This is a genomic window from Paenibacillus sp. 1_12 (assembly GCF_900114475.1).
In the GTDB taxonomy this organism is placed as follows: domain Bacteria; phylum Bacillota; class Bacilli; order Paenibacillales; family NBRC-103111; genus Paenibacillus_S.
The window spans coordinates 130,136-149,390 of record NZ_FOTE01000004.1 but is presented as its reverse complement, the minus strand read 5'-3'; the positions used below and the strand labels follow the sequence as shown (position 1 = coordinate 149,390).

The 19,255-nt window shown below is 43.7% G+C and carries 17 protein-coding genes; 8 read left to right on the top strand and 9 right to left on the bottom strand.

Going from position 1 to position 19,255, the window contains the following annotated elements:
- Nucleotides 1–128 precede the first annotated feature (128 nt).
- The 7 genes from BM210_RS11030 (at nt 129) to BM210_RS11000 (ending at nt 9,323) form a co-directional block, all read left to right on the top strand.
- Nucleotides 129–1,136 (top strand): ABC transporter permease, encoded by a 1,008-nt coding sequence (locus BM210_RS11030; RefSeq protein WP_091167873.1) that lies wholly within the window; start codon nt 129–131, stop codon nt 1,134–1,136.
- Complete coding sequence (locus BM210_RS11025; protein WP_091167871.1) at nt 1,137–2,018, top strand: carbohydrate ABC transporter permease; 882 nt, start codon at nt 1,137–1,139, stop codon at nt 2,016–2,018. It begins immediately after the preceding gene.
- A gap of 128 nt (nt 2,019–2,146) precedes the next feature.
- On the top strand, nt 2,147–3,679 hold the full coding sequence (locus BM210_RS11020) for an extracellular solute-binding protein (RefSeq protein ID WP_091167870.1): 1,533 nt from the start codon (nt 2,147–2,149) through the stop codon (nt 3,677–3,679).
- A 59-nt stretch (nt 3,680–3,738) separates the two neighbouring features.
- On the top strand, nt 3,739–4,557 hold the full coding sequence (locus tag BM210_RS11015) for an SDR family NAD(P)-dependent oxidoreductase (protein WP_091167868.1): 819 nt from the start codon (nt 3,739–3,741) through the stop codon (nt 4,555–4,557).
- Nucleotides 4,558–4,575: 18 nt separating this feature from the next.
- Complete coding sequence (locus tag BM210_RS11010; protein WP_091167867.1) at nt 4,576–5,649, top strand: lactonase family protein; 1,074 nt, start codon at nt 4,576–4,578, stop codon at nt 5,647–5,649.
- Nucleotides 5,650–5,673: 24 nt separating this feature from the next.
- Complete coding sequence (locus BM210_RS11005) at nt 5,674–8,328, top strand: hypothetical protein (protein WP_091167865.1); 2,655 nt, start codon at nt 5,674–5,676, stop codon at nt 8,326–8,328.
- The gene (locus BM210_RS11000; protein WP_091167864.1) at nt 8,328–9,323 is read left to right on the top strand and encodes a Gfo/Idh/MocA family protein; all 996 of its coding nucleotides are present in this window, start codon (nt 8,328–8,330) and stop codon (nt 9,321–9,323) included. Before BM210_RS11005 ends, BM210_RS11000 begins: the two co-directional genes overlap by 1 nt.
- A 581-nt stretch (nt 9,324–9,904) precedes the next feature.
- Here the strand turns inward: BM210_RS11000 and BM210_RS10995 are convergent.
- The 6 genes from BM210_RS10995 to BM210_RS10975 all read right to left on the bottom strand — a co-directional run bounded on the left by BM210_RS10995 (nt 9,905) and on the right by BM210_RS10975 (nt 14,235).
- Complete coding sequence (locus BM210_RS10995) at nt 9,905–10,441, bottom strand: DNA topology modulation protein (protein WP_091168442.1); 537 nt, start codon at nt 10,439–10,441, stop codon at nt 9,905–9,907.
- Between the two features lie 211 nt (nt 10,442–10,652).
- Complete coding sequence (locus tag BM210_RS10990) at nt 10,653–11,567, bottom strand: hypothetical protein (RefSeq protein ID WP_091167863.1); 915 nt, start codon at nt 11,565–11,567, stop codon at nt 10,653–10,655.
- A gap of 250 nt (nt 11,568–11,817) precedes the next feature.
- Nucleotides 11,818–12,603 (bottom strand): M56 family metallopeptidase, encoded by a 786-nt coding sequence (locus tag BM210_RS10985; RefSeq protein WP_177237753.1) that lies wholly within the window; start codon nt 12,601–12,603, stop codon nt 11,818–11,820.
- A 72-nt stretch (nt 12,604–12,675) separates the two neighbouring features.
- Nucleotides 12,676–13,104 carry a BlaI/MecI/CopY family transcriptional regulator gene (locus BM210_RS10980; RefSeq protein ID WP_091167860.1) on the bottom strand — a complete coding sequence of 143 codons (429 nt, stop codon included), beginning with the start codon at nt 13,102–13,104 and terminating at the stop codon, nt 12,676–12,678.
- Nucleotides 13,105–13,337: 233 nt separating this feature from the next.
- Nucleotides 13,338–13,460 (bottom strand): YjcZ family sporulation protein, encoded by a 123-nt coding sequence (locus tag BM210_RS35345; RefSeq protein ID WP_218184917.1) that lies wholly within the window; start codon nt 13,458–13,460, stop codon nt 13,338–13,340.
- Nucleotides 13,461–13,563: 103 nt separating this feature from the next.
- Nucleotides 13,564–14,235 carry an O-methyltransferase gene (locus BM210_RS10975; protein ID WP_091167858.1) on the bottom strand — a complete coding sequence of 224 codons (672 nt, stop codon included), beginning with the start codon at nt 14,233–14,235 and terminating at the stop codon, nt 13,564–13,566.
- A gap of 329 nt (nt 14,236–14,564) precedes the next feature.
- Here BM210_RS10975 and BM210_RS10970 point away from each other — a divergent pair, with 329 nt between their 5' ends.
- Complete coding sequence (locus tag BM210_RS10970; RefSeq protein WP_091167857.1) at nt 14,565–15,467, top strand: LysR family transcriptional regulator; 903 nt, start codon at nt 14,565–14,567, stop codon at nt 15,465–15,467.
- 16 nt (nt 15,468–15,483) lie between these two features.
- Here the strand turns inward: BM210_RS10970 and BM210_RS10965 are convergent, their stop codons facing one another.
- From BM210_RS10965 to BM210_RS10955, 3 genes are read right to left on the bottom strand one after another with little or no spacing between them, the layout of a single operon-like run.
- Nucleotides 15,484–16,578 carry a Ger(x)C family spore germination protein gene (locus BM210_RS10965; RefSeq protein WP_177237752.1) on the bottom strand — a complete coding sequence of 365 codons (1,095 nt, stop codon included), beginning with the start codon at nt 16,576–16,578 and terminating at the stop codon, nt 15,484–15,486.
- Entirely contained in the window at nt 16,575–17,672 is a 1,098-nt protein-coding gene (locus tag BM210_RS10960; RefSeq protein WP_091167853.1) for a GerAB/ArcD/ProY family transporter, read from the bottom strand. The genes BM210_RS10965 and BM210_RS10960 overlap by 4 nt, the downstream gene beginning before the upstream one ends.
- On the bottom strand, nt 17,669–19,126 hold the full coding sequence (locus BM210_RS10955; protein WP_091167852.1) for a spore germination protein: 1,458 nt from the start codon (nt 19,124–19,126) through the stop codon (nt 17,669–17,671). Before BM210_RS10955 ends, BM210_RS10960 begins: the two co-directional genes overlap by 4 nt.
- Nucleotides 19,127–19,255 lie beyond the last annotated feature (129 nt).

Sequence of the window (19,255 nt, the reverse complement as noted above, 5' to 3'; positions counted from 1 at the left end):
CTCTTTTTGTGATTACCCTTACATGCGGCACATAAAGAGCATTCACAAATGGCTTATTGTTGACTTGGCGAGAACCGCATACAATTCAATTTATCAATACATGCCCCATCGAAACATGCATAGAAAGGATGAGCAGATTGCCTAATCAACAAAGAGCAACTCTATCTCCCAAGTTAACGGATTTGCCCGAGCCGAGGAAGGATACGAAATCCTACAGCTCATTTCTTCTTTGGTTAAAGAGCTGGAAAAAGACGTTTCAACAAGAAAAATATTTGTATCTACTCGCGCTGCCGGGTTTGCTGTTTTTCATTATTTTTAAATATGTTCCCTTGTGGGGGTTGACGTTGGCTTTTACTGAGTACTCCCCTTATTTAGGACTGCTCAAAAGCGAATGGGTCGGACTTAAACATTTTCAGAGCTTTTTTACGAATCCTGATTTCTGGCTGCTGTTTCGCAACACGATAGCCATCAGTTTTCTGAATATTGCTTTCTTTTTTCCGATGCCGATTATTATTTCGCTGCTGCTGAACGAGCTGAAAAATCTGACATTCAAGAAGTGGGTTCAAACCGCGATTTACCTGCCGCATTTTCTTTCTTGGGTCGTGATCGTGGGCATTTGCTTCCTGACGCTGAGCGGAAGCGGAATCGTTAACAAGCTGATCACGGAGTCCGGCGGGCATACGATTAATTTTCTCACCAATGCCGATACCTTCTGGGCAATGCTGACGGCTCAGACCATATGGAAGGAAACAGGCTGGGGAACGATTATTTTCCTCGCTGCTTTAGCTGGCATCAATCCTGAGCTGTATGAAGCGGCGCGGATGGACGGTGCGAACCGCTGGAGACAAACGTTGTCTGTAACCGTCCCTGGGATCAAAGGAACAATTATTATTTTACTGATTCTTCGTCTGGGTCAGGTATTGGATATCGGCTTCGAGCATATCTACTTGATGTCCAGCTCTACCGTGACGGAGGTCGCCGATGTGTTCGATACTTATGCTTATAGGGTAGGCATTCAAAACGGTCGGTTTAGCTTCGCCACAGCCGTCGGTATATTCAAATCAGTTGTCGGCTTGATTCTCGTCGTTTCTGCCAATCGCCTTGCCAAAAAGTTCGGGGAAGAGGGTGTCTACTAAATGAAACAGCATCTCGTTTCACGGGTGTTCGACACCTTTAACTACTTCATTCTTGCCGTTATCTCATTATCAACCTTTTTGCCCTTTCTGTACGTCATACTCGTTTCCTTTACCGACCCGGTCGAATTTCAAACTCGGGCACTCGTGATTATTCCCGAGCATTGGAGCCTCGCATCTTACAAGTTCATTTTATCTACCCGAACTTTTTTGAATTCGCTCAGCATCAGTTTTTTTCTTGCTGTGATCGGAACCGGCTGCAGTCTCATTTTGACGAGTGGACTTGCTTATTCTTTATCACGCAAAAAATTCAGACTGAAGAAAGTCCTCATGATGGGTATTCTGTTTACAATGCTGTTCAATCCGGGCATGATTCCGAACTATTTGCTCGTCAAGGAGCTCGGACTCATTAATACCGTATGGGCGCTTATCCTTCCTGTGCTGACCAGCGCCTGGTATGTCATTTTGATGAAAAGCTTTTATCAGGAAATCCCTGAGGAGCTGGAGGAGTCAGCCAAGATGGACGGCTGTACAGACATCGGCGTGTTTTTCCGGATCATCCTGCCTGTTTCTTTGTCGGCGATAGCAGCCTTTGGACTGTTTTTCGCTGTTGCCTACTGGAATACGTATTTTAACGCTGTCCTTTATATCAACAAGGATACGCTTCGCCCCATGCAGGTTGTGCTGCAAATGCTGCTTATTCAAGCATCGACACAGGTAGGCGATCCTGCCGTAGCGCAAATGCTGCAGAGTGAGCAGATGCTGCCGCCGGAGACCATTAAAATGTCCGCTGTAGTCGTTGCTTCCCTGCCTATTATCATCGTCTACCCGTTCTTGCAAAAGTATTTCGTTAAAGGGATGATGGTCGGCTCCGTTAAAGGCTGACACAAGCTGCATGGAAAGGAGTGAGGCATATCGAGAAGATTAGGGCCAGAAGCTGCCAGAGCATTCCGGTGGTACATCCAGACATCACATAAGAAAAACGCTCCAAAATATGAAGGAGGTCTATGTAGATGAAAAATTGGCTAAGAAATACGAATATAGGCACGATGGCAGCCATAGTTTTGCTTGCAGGCTGCAGTTCCACAACAACGTCTTCGAGTACTTCGGAAGCTCCTGCAGCCGATAAAGGCTCGAAAGCGCCGATGGAAATTAATATAATGACAACGACTTACAACTCAGCGCCAAGCAACGACCTGGAGAGCCTTAAGCAAATAAATGCCAAATTCAATGTCAAAATCAATGTGACTTATGTTCCCGCTAACAATTATCCGGACAAATTAAATGTCATGTTAGCTGCTGGCGATCTTCCTGATGTGACCCTGGTTTGGGATATTAACACGCAAACCTTTGCCAACGCAACGAATCAGGGCGCCTTTTGGGATTTAACCTCGTACATTAAAAACTATCCGAATTTGGCTGCTTATCCTCCGCAAATTTATAAAAATGTCGCCTTCAAAGGTAAAACGATGGGCATCCCCCGCGTTCGTCCCATCGATGGACAGCAGGCGTTGTTAATACGCCAAGATTGGTTAGATAAGCTGGGTCTTAAAGCTCCTACGACGATGGATGAGTTTTATAATGTGATGGAAGCGTTCACTAAGAATGATCCCGACGGCAACGGAAAAAATGATACGTACGGCTTTGTCGGCCATGGAACACCTAACATATCCTCCTATTTCATATCGATGTTTGGCAATGGACAGCAGCATTATGTGGATGATAGCGGTCAGCTGCAGCCGAGCTTCTTTAATCCCAAAATGAAGGATGCACTCGCTTTCTGGAACAAAGCCAACAAGAATGGCGTTATGGTTCCAGATTTGCCGCTCCTGCAGGTCAGCCAGATTCGCGATTTCATGACCCAAGACAAAGCGGGCATGGGCTTTACCAATACCTACGATGGTCACCTGTATACAGACGATCTCAAAAAGGTAAATCCAAAAGCCGTAATCGTACCTTACCTGTTCCCTGCTGCTCCGGACGGAAAGGTTTATATGGAAGCCGCACCGGGTTCATTCGGAATTTTTATGATCAACAAAAAAGTAAACGAGGAAAAATTAAAGAAAATTCTTGAAATCTACGATTACACAGCAACCCGGGAAATCTACAATCTTGTCGCTTACGGCATTAAAGGGACTGACTATAATGAGAGCGCTGCCGGTGATATTACCCAGACAGAAGAAGGCAAGAAAAAAGGTTATGCTTTTGATACATCCGCACAATGGGTTTCCAGCTATTTCGATAAATATGTCAAAGCAGATTTGCCTGGCATGACACCGGAAACCAAAGAATATAATCACAAACTGGTTGATAAAATTGCAACGGTTTCGATCCCTAATCCAGGACTCGGTCTTGTCACCCCGACCGCTTTGGAAAAAAGCGCAGACTGGAACAAAAAGATTAATGATATGGAAACCAACGTTATTATCGGCAAAAACAGCATGGATGATTGGGATAAATTTGTAAAAGGCTTCAAGGATGATCCGAGCTATCAAAAGCACCTGAAAGAATTAAACGATTTGTATAAAGAAAAAATTAAAAACTAGCATAATGATCCGTTTTGTGGTGTGGCGGCGGTTATCAAACTTGTAGGAGGAAATTGAACATGGGAAAAAGATTAAAGGATAAAATTGCCATTATTACCGGATCATCCTCAGGTATCGGAAGAGCAAGCGCCGAGGTATTTGCCGAAGAAGGCGCTCATGTGATCGTGAATGACGATGGGGGCCGCGAGGGTTTAGGTCAGCAGGTCGCTGACGGAATCATCGCTAATGGAGGTTCGGCCAGTTATTTTAAGGCCAACGTATTTAAAAGCGAGGATTTGAAGCAGCTAATCGAACATGCTTATTCAACGCATGGCCAGTTGGACATTTTGATGAACAATGCCTATAAAGGACACACGGCTTCCATTCTTGAGCAGGAAGAAGACGATTGGGATCAGGTATTCGCTTCTTCCGTTAAAGCCGTCTTTCTGGGCAGTAAATATGCACTGCCGGGCATGATCAAGGCAGGCGGAGGCTCGATCATCAATACGGCCTCGGTACACGGGCTTCTCGGTGGCAGACGGCATGCTTCATATGACGCCGCCAAAGCCGCAATCATTAATCTAACCCGTCAAATGGCATTGGATTATGGAAAGTACGGCATTCGGGTAAACTCCATCTGCCCAGGTAGAATCGTAACCGAAGGAAAGATCGATTTTCTGGAAAAATATCCAGAGGAGGTCCGCCGTCAAAAAGCTGTTTACCCGCTGGGAAGACCGGGAACGATGCGCGAAGCCGGATTGGCTGCTCTATTCCTTGCTTCCGATGACGCTTCATTCGTTACGGGTCATGCGCTTGTCGTGGATGGGGGGCTGACGGCTCAACTGGCGGACAGCGTATCTGAATCCCTGGAAGAAGGTTTAGGCATTCTCAAATCATAATAAACGAGGACAACGACTATGAAACCGAAATCAACAATATTTGCTTATATCGGAACGCAAACCGACAGTAATAGTGAAGGCATCTACGTCTATCGCATGAATCCATCCACCGGTGAAATGGAATATTCCAGTACGACTGCGGCCGGCATCAATCCTACTTATTTGGCTGTTGATCCTACGCAGCAGTATCTATATGCAGCAAATACGATTGAGGGCGAAGGCATGATAAGCGCCTTCACCATTGATTCCCGCACTGGGCAGCTGACTTATTTGAATCAGCAGCCCTCGGGCGGCTCCAAGCCTGTCCATTTGATTGTAGATCGGACAGGTAAATTCGTGCTTGCAGGCAATTTTGGGGATGGCAGCATATGCGTCCTGACTATAGAAGAGGATGGCAGACTGGGAGCCATGACTGATTTCATCCAGCATACTGGCTCCAGTATTCATCCAACGCGCCAACAAGGACCTCGTGTCCATTCCATAACATTGGACCCTGCCAGCCGCTTCGCGGTTGCCGCCGAGTATGGAGCCGATCAATTGCGGGCTTACCTCCTGGACACCGACGGGAAATTATTACCTGGTATCGCTCCAATGGTCTCAGTAGCAGCGGGTTCAGGTCCACGTCATTTTGCCTTTCATCCTAACGAACGCTGGGCCTATGTCATCAATGAACTGAGCAACACGTTGATGAGCTACGACTATGATTCATCCGAGGGTGTTCTTAAGCTGAAGGAAACACTCTCCACGCTGCCCGCCGACTATACAGATCGCAACAGCTGTGCCGATGTGCATGTAAATACGGACGGCACGTTTGTGTATGGTTCGAATCGTGGGCATAACAGCATCGTCATTTATGCAGTCCAACCCGATACGGGCGAGCTTCAGCTCGTGGGCCATGAGCCGACGAGAGGAAAAGCGCCGAGGAGTTTTGTCATCGACCCGACAGGCAGCTATTTATTCGTCGCTCACCAGGATACGGACAATGTTGTCGCATTTGCTGTAGACCGTCAAACCGGACTGCTGCAGCCTACAGGTCATAGCATAGAAATGCCGATGCCGGTTTGCATCAAAATGATCTCGCTGCCCCAATAAATAGCACCAAAGGAGAGAATGACTTTGTCAAACGAGATGTCTAACACTGATTCCGTACCCACAGTCGCAATTGTACACGATCACCAGGACCCATTCACCTCACATGCTTCAATCATGTGGGCAGTAGAGCAATTAACTGCAGCTTTAGCAAGCCGTCAGGTAAGCGCAGCCCTTGCGAAAACATTCAATGACACGCCTGAAGCTGCCGTGAAGATCGTCATTGTCGGACCGGACTCGCAGCTTGTCCATTCGGCGCTTAAGGCCACCAACCTCAGCTTGCCTGCTGAAGCGGAATCGTTTGCTGTTGCCGCATCTAGTGGCGTGATTGTTGTATCCGCCTCGGACGCCCGCGGTTTGATCTATGCCATACTGGAGCTGGCAGACCGTATTCAGCACAGCTCCCATGTTATCGAAGAGCTGCTTTCCATAGAGTCGTTTACTGACAAGCCGGCCAATGCGATCAGAAGCATCACACGGTTATTCTCATGCGAACCGGAGGATAAGCCATGGTTTTATGACAAATCGTTCTGGGATGAATATTTGACCGAACTCATTACCCAGCGGTTCAATAGATTCAGTCTTGCGCTGGGCATGGGCTACGATTATGGCCATGACCCGGATGTTCATGATAACTATTTTTGCTTCAGCTACCCTTTCCTGTTTGATGTTCCCGGTTATGATATCAAGGTTAAGGAGCTCCCTAATGAGGAAAAGCAGAGGAATTGGGTCATGCTCCGCTATATCGGGGATGAAGCCAAGCGCAGGGGATTGCAATTTCAGCTCGGCTTGTGGAATCATTCCTATATTTTCACAGAAAGCCCCAATCAGAATTATACGATTGAAGGAATCAATCCTGACAACCATGCCGAATACTGCCGCGAGGCGATCCGTATTTTGCTGAAGGATTTCCCGGCTATCGATGGACTTACGTTCCGCGTCCATTATGAGGGGGGCATTCCAGAGCCTGCTTATGAATTTTGGCGTGTTGTTATGGAAGGAACGAAGGATGCTGGACGCCGGGTAGAAATCGATATGCATGCCAAAGGAGTGAATGATGAGCTGCTGAAGGTTGCTTTAAGTACAGAGCAGCCAATTTACTTGTCACCCAAATATTGGGCTGAGCATATGGGACCCTCCTATCATCAAGCCGCAATCCGCGATGCCGAATTTTTCCAGCCGGTTGACCAGACGATGAGTATGTCATCCATTACGCAGTTATCACGCAGATTTACACGATATGGCTATGCGGATTATCTGCAAGAGGATCGTCAGGTCGGCATCTTGTTCAGGCTTTGGCCCGGAACGCAAAAACTTCTGCTTTGGGGTGATCCGGCCATCGCTGCCGGTTATGGCCGTTATTCCAGCTTTAGCGGCAGCCAAGGCATTGAATTATGCGAGCCGTTAACGTTCAAGGGTCGCAAAGGATCGGGCCGGGAAGGCGGACGCGAGCAATATCTGGAGCCTGACCTGCAGCTGCAGGGTCGCGATTGGCTTAAATACAAGTATACGTACCGATTATGGGGACGTTTATTGTATAACCCGGATGCGAATCCTGCCTCCTGGCAGCGTTACCTGAACAGCGAGTTCGGTCAGGCCGCTTCTTCGTATGAGCATGCCCTTGCACATTCCAGCCGAATTTTGCCGCTTATCACCGTGGCGCATCTTCCGTCTGCCGCGAATGTGATATACTGGCCGGAAATGTACACCAACCTGCCTATCGTGGCAACCGGAGCCAGCAGCTATTATGATTTCGACACTCCAAAGCCGGGAACATTCGGCGCTGCAAGCCCGCTGGATACGGCGCTGTTTTATCGGGTAGACGAATTTGCCGACGACATCACCCAAGGCTTCCGCAAAGGGAAATATTCACCACTAGAAACCGCCGGACGCCTGGAGCAGTTCACCAACACTGCTGAAATGCACTTATCTCAAGCAATCCGTATGTCACAGAACCCGTTGGCTCCTTCCTTTCGCCGCTTTGCGATCGATGTGGCGATGCTGATAGATCTTGGGCGTTTCTTTGCCGATAAATTCCGTGCATCTCTGGCTTATGCACTCTACGAGCGAACCCACGACAGGACGCAGCTGGAACAAGCATTGGAGCTTACCCGATCCGCTACGCATACATGGAGGCATCTGGTCACCATTTCGAAGGACATTTATAACTCTGACATTGCCTTTGGCTTTACACCTCATGTCAGAGGGCATTGGTCCGATCGCCTGCAAGCGATGGAGGACGATCTCGCTATTATGGAGAGCAAAGCTTCCGCTGTCCGTAAGTCGGCAGTGAGCACGGAGGTTTCAGAAAAAATGAATTTATCATCCAAATTTTTACAAGATAAAGAAGAATCGGATCGGGTCGCTGTCAGCCATCAATCACCAGATAAGCTTCATAAAGGCGAAGCTTTGAATTTGCAGCTTGCTGGTTCAGATGCACCGGCCGGGTTTAAGATCAATCTGCACTACCGTCACGCCAATCAAGGAGAACACTATGTTATCGTCGAGATGGACCGACATGCTGATGGCTCATTCTCCGCAATCGTTCCTGCGACTTATACTGACTCGCCTTATGACTTGATTTATTTCTTTGAAATTCATGATCGTGAAGGCGATGTGTGGATGCACCCGGGATTAAATGTCGAGCTTTCCAATCAGCCCTACTATCTGGTCTCTTTATAATGGACAAATTATTAAATATTGCTATTATCGGCTGCGGCAATTTGATGTATCACTTCGTGTATGACTGCATGAAGCAGATCCCTTTCAAGCTTGCCGCTGTAAGCCACACCGATGAAGCCGAATTAAATAGATTTACAGACAGGTATCACGTTCCAAAGGTTTACCCGGACTATAAAGAGATGCTGCACAATGAGCAGTTGGATGCCGTTATTTGTTTTCCAGCCGATGTTCATTCCCACTACAGCATTGCCAAGGATTGTTTGCTGGCCCATGTCCATGTTTTTATGGAAAGACCTCCATGTTTGACTATGGAACAAGCAAATGATCTTTTGGAATTGCAAAACCGCACACAGAAATATGTGATGACCCGGTTTAACAAAAGATTCACAACTGCTTATATGATGGCCAAAGAGATTACCCAGAGGGAAGAGTTTGGCCCCGTCACGATGTTTATGTCCAAATTCCAGGGTTCAGAGAGCGCATCGGATGAGCTCTTCCTCTTCAATCATGTCAGCCATCATATCGATCTAGCCAGATACCTGCTCGGTGAAATCAAATCGTTGCATGTGGATACAATTAAGGTCAGCGAGCATCGGGTAGGATTCAACATTTCGTTCGTCACCGTTTCCGGAGCTATTGGCGTTATTCAGTCAGGCTCCCTGCAAAAAATTGAATACCCGATGGAAAGAGTCGAAATTACCGGGATTGGCAGTAATGTGATCGTAGACAATATTCGTAGTGTCGAATACAATCGACCCTCTCCAAAAAGGGACGGGTTTCAACTGGAAAAACTGGCTGATGGCGGCGATACGCTCCTGTGGAATCCGAATCATGGCAATATGTCCAATTATTCTTATTATGGCTTTGAGCAGCAGATGTTTCATTTCATAATGAGCATTGTGAACGGCGCCGCTCCCACACCCCATATGCAGGATACGATTCACACGATAGAGCTGCTGGAGCAAATTTATGAATTGATTCAAAAGGAAACCTAAGCACAATAGGGACTTTTTTCTTGCGTACGAGATATCACAGCATCACAATTTCATTGTTGGCCACCTACCATGGTGGCTTTTTTGCTTCTATACATGTATTCATTTGTAACAAAAAAGCCCCGGAGATATTCACTCCGAAGCTGCGTCTGATTGCTGCCATGCTATATTACCGGATTAAATAGCGCTACCCAGCTGATGTTCCTCCCGATAAGCAGAGATGTTATTTTCATCTTTACATCCCCTATTTATCAAATTAGAAATCTCATGTTTTTCAGCGCTTACTCACTCGGTCTGACTGGGCCATCTAATTTTTTATCGTAGCCAGGGAAGCGTGGGTCTAACGGACTTTTGGCTCTGTCGGATTCTGGTCTACCTGGCTTAGATGGCCCTTCGCTGTTGGTTCCCTTGAATTCATTCATGTAAAATCCTCCTGTTCTGGCTCATACTTTCCTAATTTAATATATCCCCCCAAAAGTATTTTATCCAAACAAGGGCTACCCCGGATCAAAGCTCACAACTTAAACTGTCGATACACTGAGGAAGAATCAACGATCCGGTATTTTTAAAAGCAGCTGGGATGCTCATAATATACTGCTCTCAATAGGTTTATTTTCCTTTAAACGAGTAATGAGCAAGTCAGCGGCTGCTGGTGTTTTTAGTAGTATAATTTTTTTGGTTTTTGAATAGTTTTTTAACTTCTCAATAATGGCAGGCCGCTTTTCCTTTCTAAAATTCCAGACCCATTTAATAAATTGCAAATCCAGCTGCTCCGGACAGCCTTCTGTCAAATCAGGTCTTGATTTTCCGTGATACATGATTCTGCGTTTAATAATCCGGTATGTCGTGATCCACCTAGATAAATCGAAGAATATAATGGTATCCGCTTCAGACAGTCGAATATCGAGTGTTCGCCCGTAATTCCCGTCAATAATCCATTTGTCGTTCTGGACGAGTTCCCGCTGAAATCGATCCCACTCGCCTTCAGGCGTAGGAACCCAACCCGGTTTCCAATGCAAGGCATCCAAATGATAAACAGGCAATTGTGTAACATCCCCAAGCTTACGCGCAAGCGTTGATTTACCTGAGCCTCCTGAGCCAATGAGTACGATTTTTTTCATTATCGTCATTTCCCCTCCTCAAGCCTTCAGCAGCAGCTATCGCTTCGAATTATCCATTCCGAGCTGGGTCGATCCTTCTATGTCATATGTAACGCAGCTAGTTTTTCCCCAATTCTATTATACAAAAAATACCATTTAGTACCAATAAAAATTTGCACATCAGTCGCTAATGGTACGAGAACTACCTTAGCTGTAATCGGGCTGCGCCTATTCAGACCTCAGCTTTTCGTACTCTTCCAGCTAGTCCGAACGTAATATAGTGTCTATTGGAGCTGTATGGCCAAATCCAACAAGCGAACTGACGATTTTGATCGATAAGTTTTTCATGAAGATCTTGCATCCCCACTACAGCTGCCTCTCTACCTTGTTTACCGGCAATATCAAACACAAACTGTATTCGCTCCTCCTCGCTGTGAATAGAATAAAATTGTTCCTCAGGAAAAGGAGACATCTCATCAAATTTAACGACATCAGACCAAGCAATAATATAGCCATCCTCTTCCGCCAAAGTGATCATAAGATCATTGTATGCTTTCACTATATAGTTTCTTAATACCCTCAGCTCACCAAGTATGGCGCTTACTTCTTCAGACGTGTAGTTTGAAACATGAACTGCAAACAAGGTTAATACGTGGATAAAAAATATCTGGGTATACACAGCAGAGGAAATGACTACAGAAAATTGACCTTCCCATTCGTTTAATATGGAGTACTCTAACATTTCACTGGGGATATGTATTAAAAAAGAGCATAATTCTGAAGACGCTGTTTTTTGTTCCAATAAATCAGTGAGCCTGTTATAAAAATCAACTTGATCTAGCTTTGTAAAATCGACGTTTCCCAGAAGCTCGATGCGCTCTGATAGATCAGGGGCTAAGCGGTTTATTGCCTCTTGGAGCGATTCCGCATCAATATCTACTAAAGTTAATTGTGAAAAACCATCACAAAAAAAATGAAGATCTACATCATCACAGTTACCCGCCCCTAATACTATGGCACGGCCCAGATCTTTTGCATCAGAAAGAGTATGGCTAATCAATAATTTTATTTCGTTACGATGACCTTCCCATTCAAGCCAACGACTCCCTATCCTTTCATGATTCATATCTCGATAGAAAATAGACATAGTTACCTCCTTAGCAAAAACCAGCAAAATGCATTCTATAATAATGGAGCGGGTTTCTAGCACATATTTATTTCAGATAATCTTTTAAACTATCGTTTGTAGTTTATTTCTTATCTCACTTTATTAAACCTGTATTCAAATGTCAATAATCAAATGATCATTTCAACATTTATTCATATATTGATATTTATGGTGCACAAAAAAGCGGGAGCAAGTATCCTCCCACTTCATCGATCTTTCCCTCTTTACTTTATACACATCTAAATATGATGATCATCGAAATAACGATAAGGACCATACTTGAGAAACAAACAGATAACCATGATACCATGGGTATATCAATCGGTTGATCTGGATTAATAAGCTGTGACAATCGATAATTGATCGCAGAATCAGAAAAGCTCACCCCTGGGTAGCGGGTAGCTAATTTTCTAGCTTGAACAAGCTTTAAAAGTGCTGTGCCAATTGTATAGGTGGAGTTGGTCTGTGTGATAACATAACGATCAGCCAGCAGCTCAATCCAAATGTCGTAGTTTTGACCTAAACCTTTCAAGATAGACACATAGGGCATACTCCTAATAATCATTCCAGCTAACCATTTCTTCAAGGGATGACGCTGTGAGCAATGATAATACTCATGTAGTAGGACGGCGTGTATTTCCTGCAAAGACAGCATTTCCAATAATCCTGTGGAGATCACGATTCTAGGATTCAATAAACCCGCTGCTAACGCTACCGGTTGATGTTCTCGAATAACATAAATAGGGGTATGCCAGGCTTTATATTTTCCAGTCCATTTTTTTGTGAGTTGGGGGTGGATCTGGGCTTTTACATATTGGCCCCATTGCTGAGAAACATGGATTTGTCTGTATATGTAGGTGAACATTCGTATGCATGTAAGACCTATTAACAATACAAAAAGTGTTTCATAGTACGTATGTCCTATCCATACATCTACCAGCATATTTGTTATATTTAATAGAATACCCGATTTAAATTCAACATCACTTATTTGATGTGACAAAGCTATAAACATCTGTAACAACATCCAAACGGCGATAACATATATAAAGTAAATGGCTATGCCAGGCTTTGACCAACATCTCATTTATCGATTCCTTCTCTTTAATTCTTGCAGTTTTGTCTCCAGCGTTTGAATAAGATTGGGGTCGGTCTCATCAATGGCATCAACCATATGTGTTACCATCAGATCACCAAACTCTTCAATTAAACCACGAGTCACGTTTTTCGTCTGTACTGCTAGAAATTGTTCTTTTGTCGACGCTGCCTTGAAATGAGTAAGCTTTGTCCGACCTCTACCTTCCGTATGCTTATGCAGCAGTCCCTTATCATATAGTCGATTCATGACCGTCATAATGGTATTAATCGAACAGGGACTCTCTTCATTCAGTTGATGATGCATCTGTTTAATGCTTAGTTCTTTAGATACCCAAAACACTTCCATGATCCGCGCTTCCAATGTACCCAGAAAACGATGCAACCCTTCCTCTTGAAACATATATTTAGTAATCTTCATATCGTTGCACCTGTTTCATTTCCACTTTATAAGAAGAAGTTCTTTCATAAGTTCGATCACAATGAACTTGTTGTACCATTCCTTCTTCACCTTCATCCTCTTTTAAATGATTGCTGTTTACAGTATAACAGAAATCACTGATTTAATTGCAGTCAAGAAGGATAGGAACGTTGATTACAAATGAGATGTCTCTTTATTCATGTATGTATCCTCCACTTATGTGGAGGTGTTATTTAGATAAAAGCGCAGCTGATGATAACCAACAAAATAAATAGTACAAGAATCGCACCTGTAGAAGTTCCCAAACCATATCCTGCACAACTTGCACAACTTCCGCCAACTCCTAATGCACCCATATATCCCCCTCCTTTCGCCTTCTCTAATATAGACTATGAGCATCAGCGGATATTGGATTGGACGCATGGATAAAAATATGATTTTGGAAGTCGAAGAAACGCATCAGCTGTTTACAATACCCAATACAAAACCATCGTAACCTTTGCTGCCCACTGTCTGAATGGCCGTCGCCGTTATTCTCGATTCTTCAGCCAACAAGTCATAGAACTGTCTAACTCCTATTACACGGGGATCTTGACTATTTTCATTAATGACCTCGCCATCACGAATCACATTATCTCCAATGATTACGGTCCCAGGGCGGGAAAAATGAAGGGCCCATTTTAAATAGTTTGGATTATTAGGCTTATCCGCATCGATAAATATAAAATCAAAGGGTTGTACGCCCTCTTCTTCCATCTGAGCCAATTGATACAAAGCATCGCCTACTCGAATTTCTACAATACTATCCAACTGTGCGAGTGAAATATTAGCCTGCGCTACCTTTGCATGAAGGGGGTCAAGCTCCAATGTGACTAATTGGCCGTCCGCCGGTAGTGCTCTCGCCAACCAAATGGTACTGTATCCACCCAGTGTACCAATCTCCAGAATTCGTTGTGCGCCTTGCATTTGAGCAAACAGGTTTAATAACTTTCCTTGATTCGGCGTAACATCATATGCCGGTAATCCTGCTTGTTGATTTGCTGACAGCACTTTTTCCAGCACAGCATCATGTGGGAGCAGACGCTCGGTTACATACTGATCGACCTTATTCCACGTATTCGTTTGATTCATACTTATCACATCTCCTCTGTGAATATTAACTTCTATCATAAGATGAACCAAGAATCTGGACAGCAGGGAGGTGCTTCGAAAGCAGACCCTTCTTCCAATCGCTGTTGCAGTCTGATTCATTCAATTCTTAACCCTACAAGGGTAAGAATCCGACTGCAAAGGCGAACACTTCGTTTCTCCAGAAAGGTCCACTTTCTCCGCTCTGAACTGTGTGTTTCTTGTTCATTTTAGATAGTTATATTGTAAATGAGTTATAATCATAAATATAATATATCTTTACATCAAACTCATATTTTTAATATATAATATAAACAAAAGGAGGTTTCATCATGAATCTACATGCTTTGCGTTTATTTCATGTCATTGCCTCTACCGGAAGTGTGACGCGTGCTTCAGAGTTGCTAAATATAAGTCAACCTGCCATTACCGCTCAAATTAAAAAATTTGAAAAAGAATTGCTTCTTACTTTGCTTAAGCCTCAAGGAAGAGGGATCGCTTTAACAGATGCAGGTGAAGAGCTTGCTATACTCGCAAAGCGACTTTTCGCAGTAGAACAGCAAATCGAACAATTCGTTCAGGATTACCGACACGGTACGAATGGGTGTATTCGACTAGCCGCGACGTATTTACCCGCTTATTTTCTTATACCCACATGGATAGCCAAGTTTAAACAACAATACGAGCAAGTAGAAATGATGATTACCACGACCAATTCAAGTGATGCCTTGAAGCTGCTTTTAAATGTCGATGTGGATATAGCTATTTATGGGGGATTACCAGAGGAATACCAGGAGACGATTCAGACTGAAGAATTGTTTCAAGACGAGTTATGGTTTGTCGTTGCGCCGACTCACCGTTATGCCAATCAGCAGGTTTCACTGCCTGATATGATGAAGGAACCTTTTGTCATGCGCGAGGAGGGTAGTTCAACGCGTGAGCGATTATTTTCGTTATGTCGAACCTACAATTCATCGGCACCTACCATATCACTGCAATTTAATGGACTGCATGAAGCAATCACTGCTGTTATCGCTGGATATGGCGCGAATTTCGTCTCTTCGTTGGTTGTACGCGAATATGTAAAACGTGGAGAGCTATGCCGAGTGTATGTGGAAGGAATTCATCTTACAAATACAATTGCGATTTGTACTCGCAAAAATGAATCCTTATCTGCTTCCACCATGAACCTTATCCAGATGATCCGGCAAAATCCGTATCGACATTCATTTTAAAACATTTCAAGTGAAGTTATTTCATCATCTGAAGTCCCGTATTTCTCAGCTTGGAAATAATCTCTATTTCAATGGTTGCATGCTCATACATGTCTGGCCAATTTTTATATTGGGCCGATGTTAATGTACTTCGAAAGCGATTCCCGAAACCAAAAATATCCGACTTTTTTTGTTTCGTTTGTTTAAATACTTTCTCAGCTCTCTGTTCGAGCAGCTTGTTTACTGACTCCTCAATTTCTGTTGTATTGCTCTGAGTAGCCTGTGAAGAATCCATTAAGGTCATCGTTAATAAGGTATGGATGTGAATAACCGGTTTACCCGCACTCATTTTCGAGGTGATCATGGTATTATTTTTAAGGATTTTCACATTTGCTCCTTCTGTTGTTTCAATTTCAAAATCACTCATCTTTTTGGAAACAATTTCGTAAATAAGTGTTTCTTCAGGTGTGATCATACCTACCATCTTGTCCCCTACAAAAAACGCATTCCCTTTTAATTCAAACATATTCTCACTACCTCTGCTCAATAAAGGCATTATATTTTCTTCCAAAGGGTTATATATACGACTGAACAAGCTCCACATCGGGACCTTGTTTTTTTGAGGAGTTCCGCCTGCATAAGATTCAAAATAAAGCTTGGTATATATTCCTGATAATTCTCCTGTTGGATTAGGCTTTGTAAAAATTGTCTCCATACTGCCCGAAACCAAGGAGACCACCGTGCTTAACGGAAGGGTTCGATCTCTCACTGCGAATTCCAAATAAGGCTTTACGCCTCTTTCGGCTAATTTTTGATCCAAAAATATAGCTCTCGTCTCAGACAAATCAAGCGATTTGGGCAATCTCGATCGCAGCTCATCCAAAGCATCTACCACCGTATCAGCCTTTTGCCGGGTCATAAAAAAATTTTTATCAAGTCCGCCTCCGCCGGTCTGCGTCGTTTTGGTTATTGGAAACCTCAACCACAGAGAAATTTTATCATCTTCGGCTTGTTCAATACCTAAGACAGCAACTAGCATTCGATTGTCTATATCTTTAACGTCCCAGCATCCTTGTAAAATTAAGCATACGAAAATAATACCGAACAGGCGGAGAAGCTGTGTTGGTTTCATGGATGCCGTTTCTTCCCTTCCTGAAGTCGGTATTTGATAAGTACAGCTAACGGAATGACAAATATGACATATAAACGTATCGGGGTAGCCACTATAACCGCTTTCTCTATCCAGTTCCATGAGGGAATAATTAAGGCCGAACTATAAGTCAGCACTCCCGTAATCATATACAACAAATTTTCATTCCACTTTGGAAAAAAGGTGCGAACTCCAACGACGAAGCAATGGATCATTAGAGCTATAGTCAGAATGACATAGATCATAGATACCGAAACAAACACAGCAGTTAGATTCTCAATCACAAGCCAATAATGGCTGATCGAATCCATTTTGGTGATATAAGGAAATGTAAGGCTTTTGGTTAATTCCGGACCAAACGTTAGAATGGGGAAATACACCGCTCCAATTATGATTGGAAAGAAACAGATTGCGGCTAACCCATACGATTTCCAGAGCTGTTTTGGTTTGTTGGCATATTTACCGGCAGCTGCAAAATAAATAAATCCAGCCCAAATATACGATGATGCATAAAATGAGGTTTGCTGAAAAAAATCTCCGTTAATATGCAGCCACGGTTTTCCCAATTGAATTTGAATGTCGCTCAAGCCTAACAGCGTTAAAGCAATGGATATCGGTACACTTACAATAACTAACACGCCTGCTGTCCGCACAATTGAAATGAGACCACCAGACGCCAGAAACACGGAGATAAAAACAACCCCGCTTAAAAACCATTGTGGGGTTGTATGCAGCATGGTCATCGAGATCATTTCCCCATGCGCACGAATCATTAATACAATGGAGCTCCCGATAAACCAGAGCATAGGTATATTGAATAATAAACTCCCGACTGTTCCAAATAGTTGCTTACTAATGTCAAAAGCATCTGTTCCAGGATGTGAGGCCAACATACAGCTATAAAGCCATGCACCTAGAATCCCCATCAGCATCCAGATTACGATAATCATCCAATAACTTTCGTTCGTTGCCTGGACGATAAAATACGGATACAGGAAAAACGATGTACCTCCGAATATCATCATCTGCAATACAACATATTGATTAAAGGAAATTTGCAGCTTGGATGGTGTCAAGTCCTCTGCCTCTTCTCTTTCCAAGAATTCATGAGAAACCTAATTGAAAAAGGATGCTTATTGGTATGCAGTCCAATACCCCGAGAGCGAACCCGAGCCATTGGGCCAATAGGAGTCAGATAAGAAACACCAAAGGATTCAATACGTGAAAGAAAGATAACCATAATCACGAAACAGACGACGATACCCAAAACTCCAATTAAACTGGCTCCTATCAGAACAAAATACTTTAATAATCGTTGCACAAGCCCCATCTGATAATCGATAACGATAAAATTCGTAATAGCAGTGGTCGCAGCAACGATCACTAACAGATTGCTTACAATGTTAGCTTGGATGATAGCTTGGCCCAGAACGACGCCACCTACCATGGTTACTGTAGAGCTAATCGACTTGGGAAGACGAACTCCGGCTTCTACAATAAAATCTAATATCAACAGCATGAGCATAGCTTCAATTAAGACAGGATAAGGCACGCCTTCCCTGCTAGCTGCAGCCGCGAGACTAATCTCCAACCGATTGACATCAATGTTAACCGAGGTTATCGCCACATAAAAGCCAGGCAAGAACAAATTAATCATTAATGCTGCAAACCGCAGCACCCTTAGAAAAACAGCAATAAAAGGAGATAAATATTGATCCTCGGCGGAATGCCAAAAGTCTACAAAAGCGGTCGGAGCAATGATGGAGAAAGGAGTTCCGTCAAGAATAATAATCACTTTTCCATCTAACAAGGAGGCTGCCGCTCGATCCGGACGTTCTGAGGTGAGGGCGATGGGATACAAATTAAAAGTAGATTGATTATTCAGCAATCGCAGAAGCTCTCCCGTGTCCTGAATGCCATCGACATCCACTTTCTTTAATTGGTCACATATAGTGTGAACCAGACTGGGTTCCGTTACATCCTGCAGGTAAACAACGCCTACTTTGGTATGCATAATATTGCCCACAGTAGATTCCCATATTTTTAATCGCGATGTTTTCATTCTTTGGCGCAGTAATGCTATATTCGTTTGATAATTTTCATTAAAAGCATACATCGGTCCTTGTATAACATTTTCGGTTTGAGGCGGCTGCACACTGCTTTGCTGCGGATTGAACGTCTCCAGAATGATTCCATTGGATGAGTTTGCCATACATAAGACTGTCTTTCCGCTGCATATGGAACTCTCGCATGTTTGGAAATTGCCTTCTGAATATGGCGTTCCATAGTATCTTTCCAATACCGTATGTAGCTGGCGTTCTTCCATAGAAGCCATTTGGAATCCGAAATGATTGGAACCCACAAGTGTCGATAAATAACACAGATAGACCTTTTGGGAGTCGACTTCGCCGATATAGGTTACTTCAAAATCGGCTGCATGTTGAAAGGCTTCTTGAAGCATAGAAAGAAGACTGGCGTGATTAGATGATCTTAAGATCTTCAGGATCTCTAGATTCATATTATTATCCATTCGTTACCACCTCATTCCACCATTCAGCTAAAAAACCCCTGTTCTTTTAATATCCCAAATTTGGCAAGATATATACAAGTTAGGATCATTCAACCAAAACAAGGAATGATACAATACGGTAACGCAAAA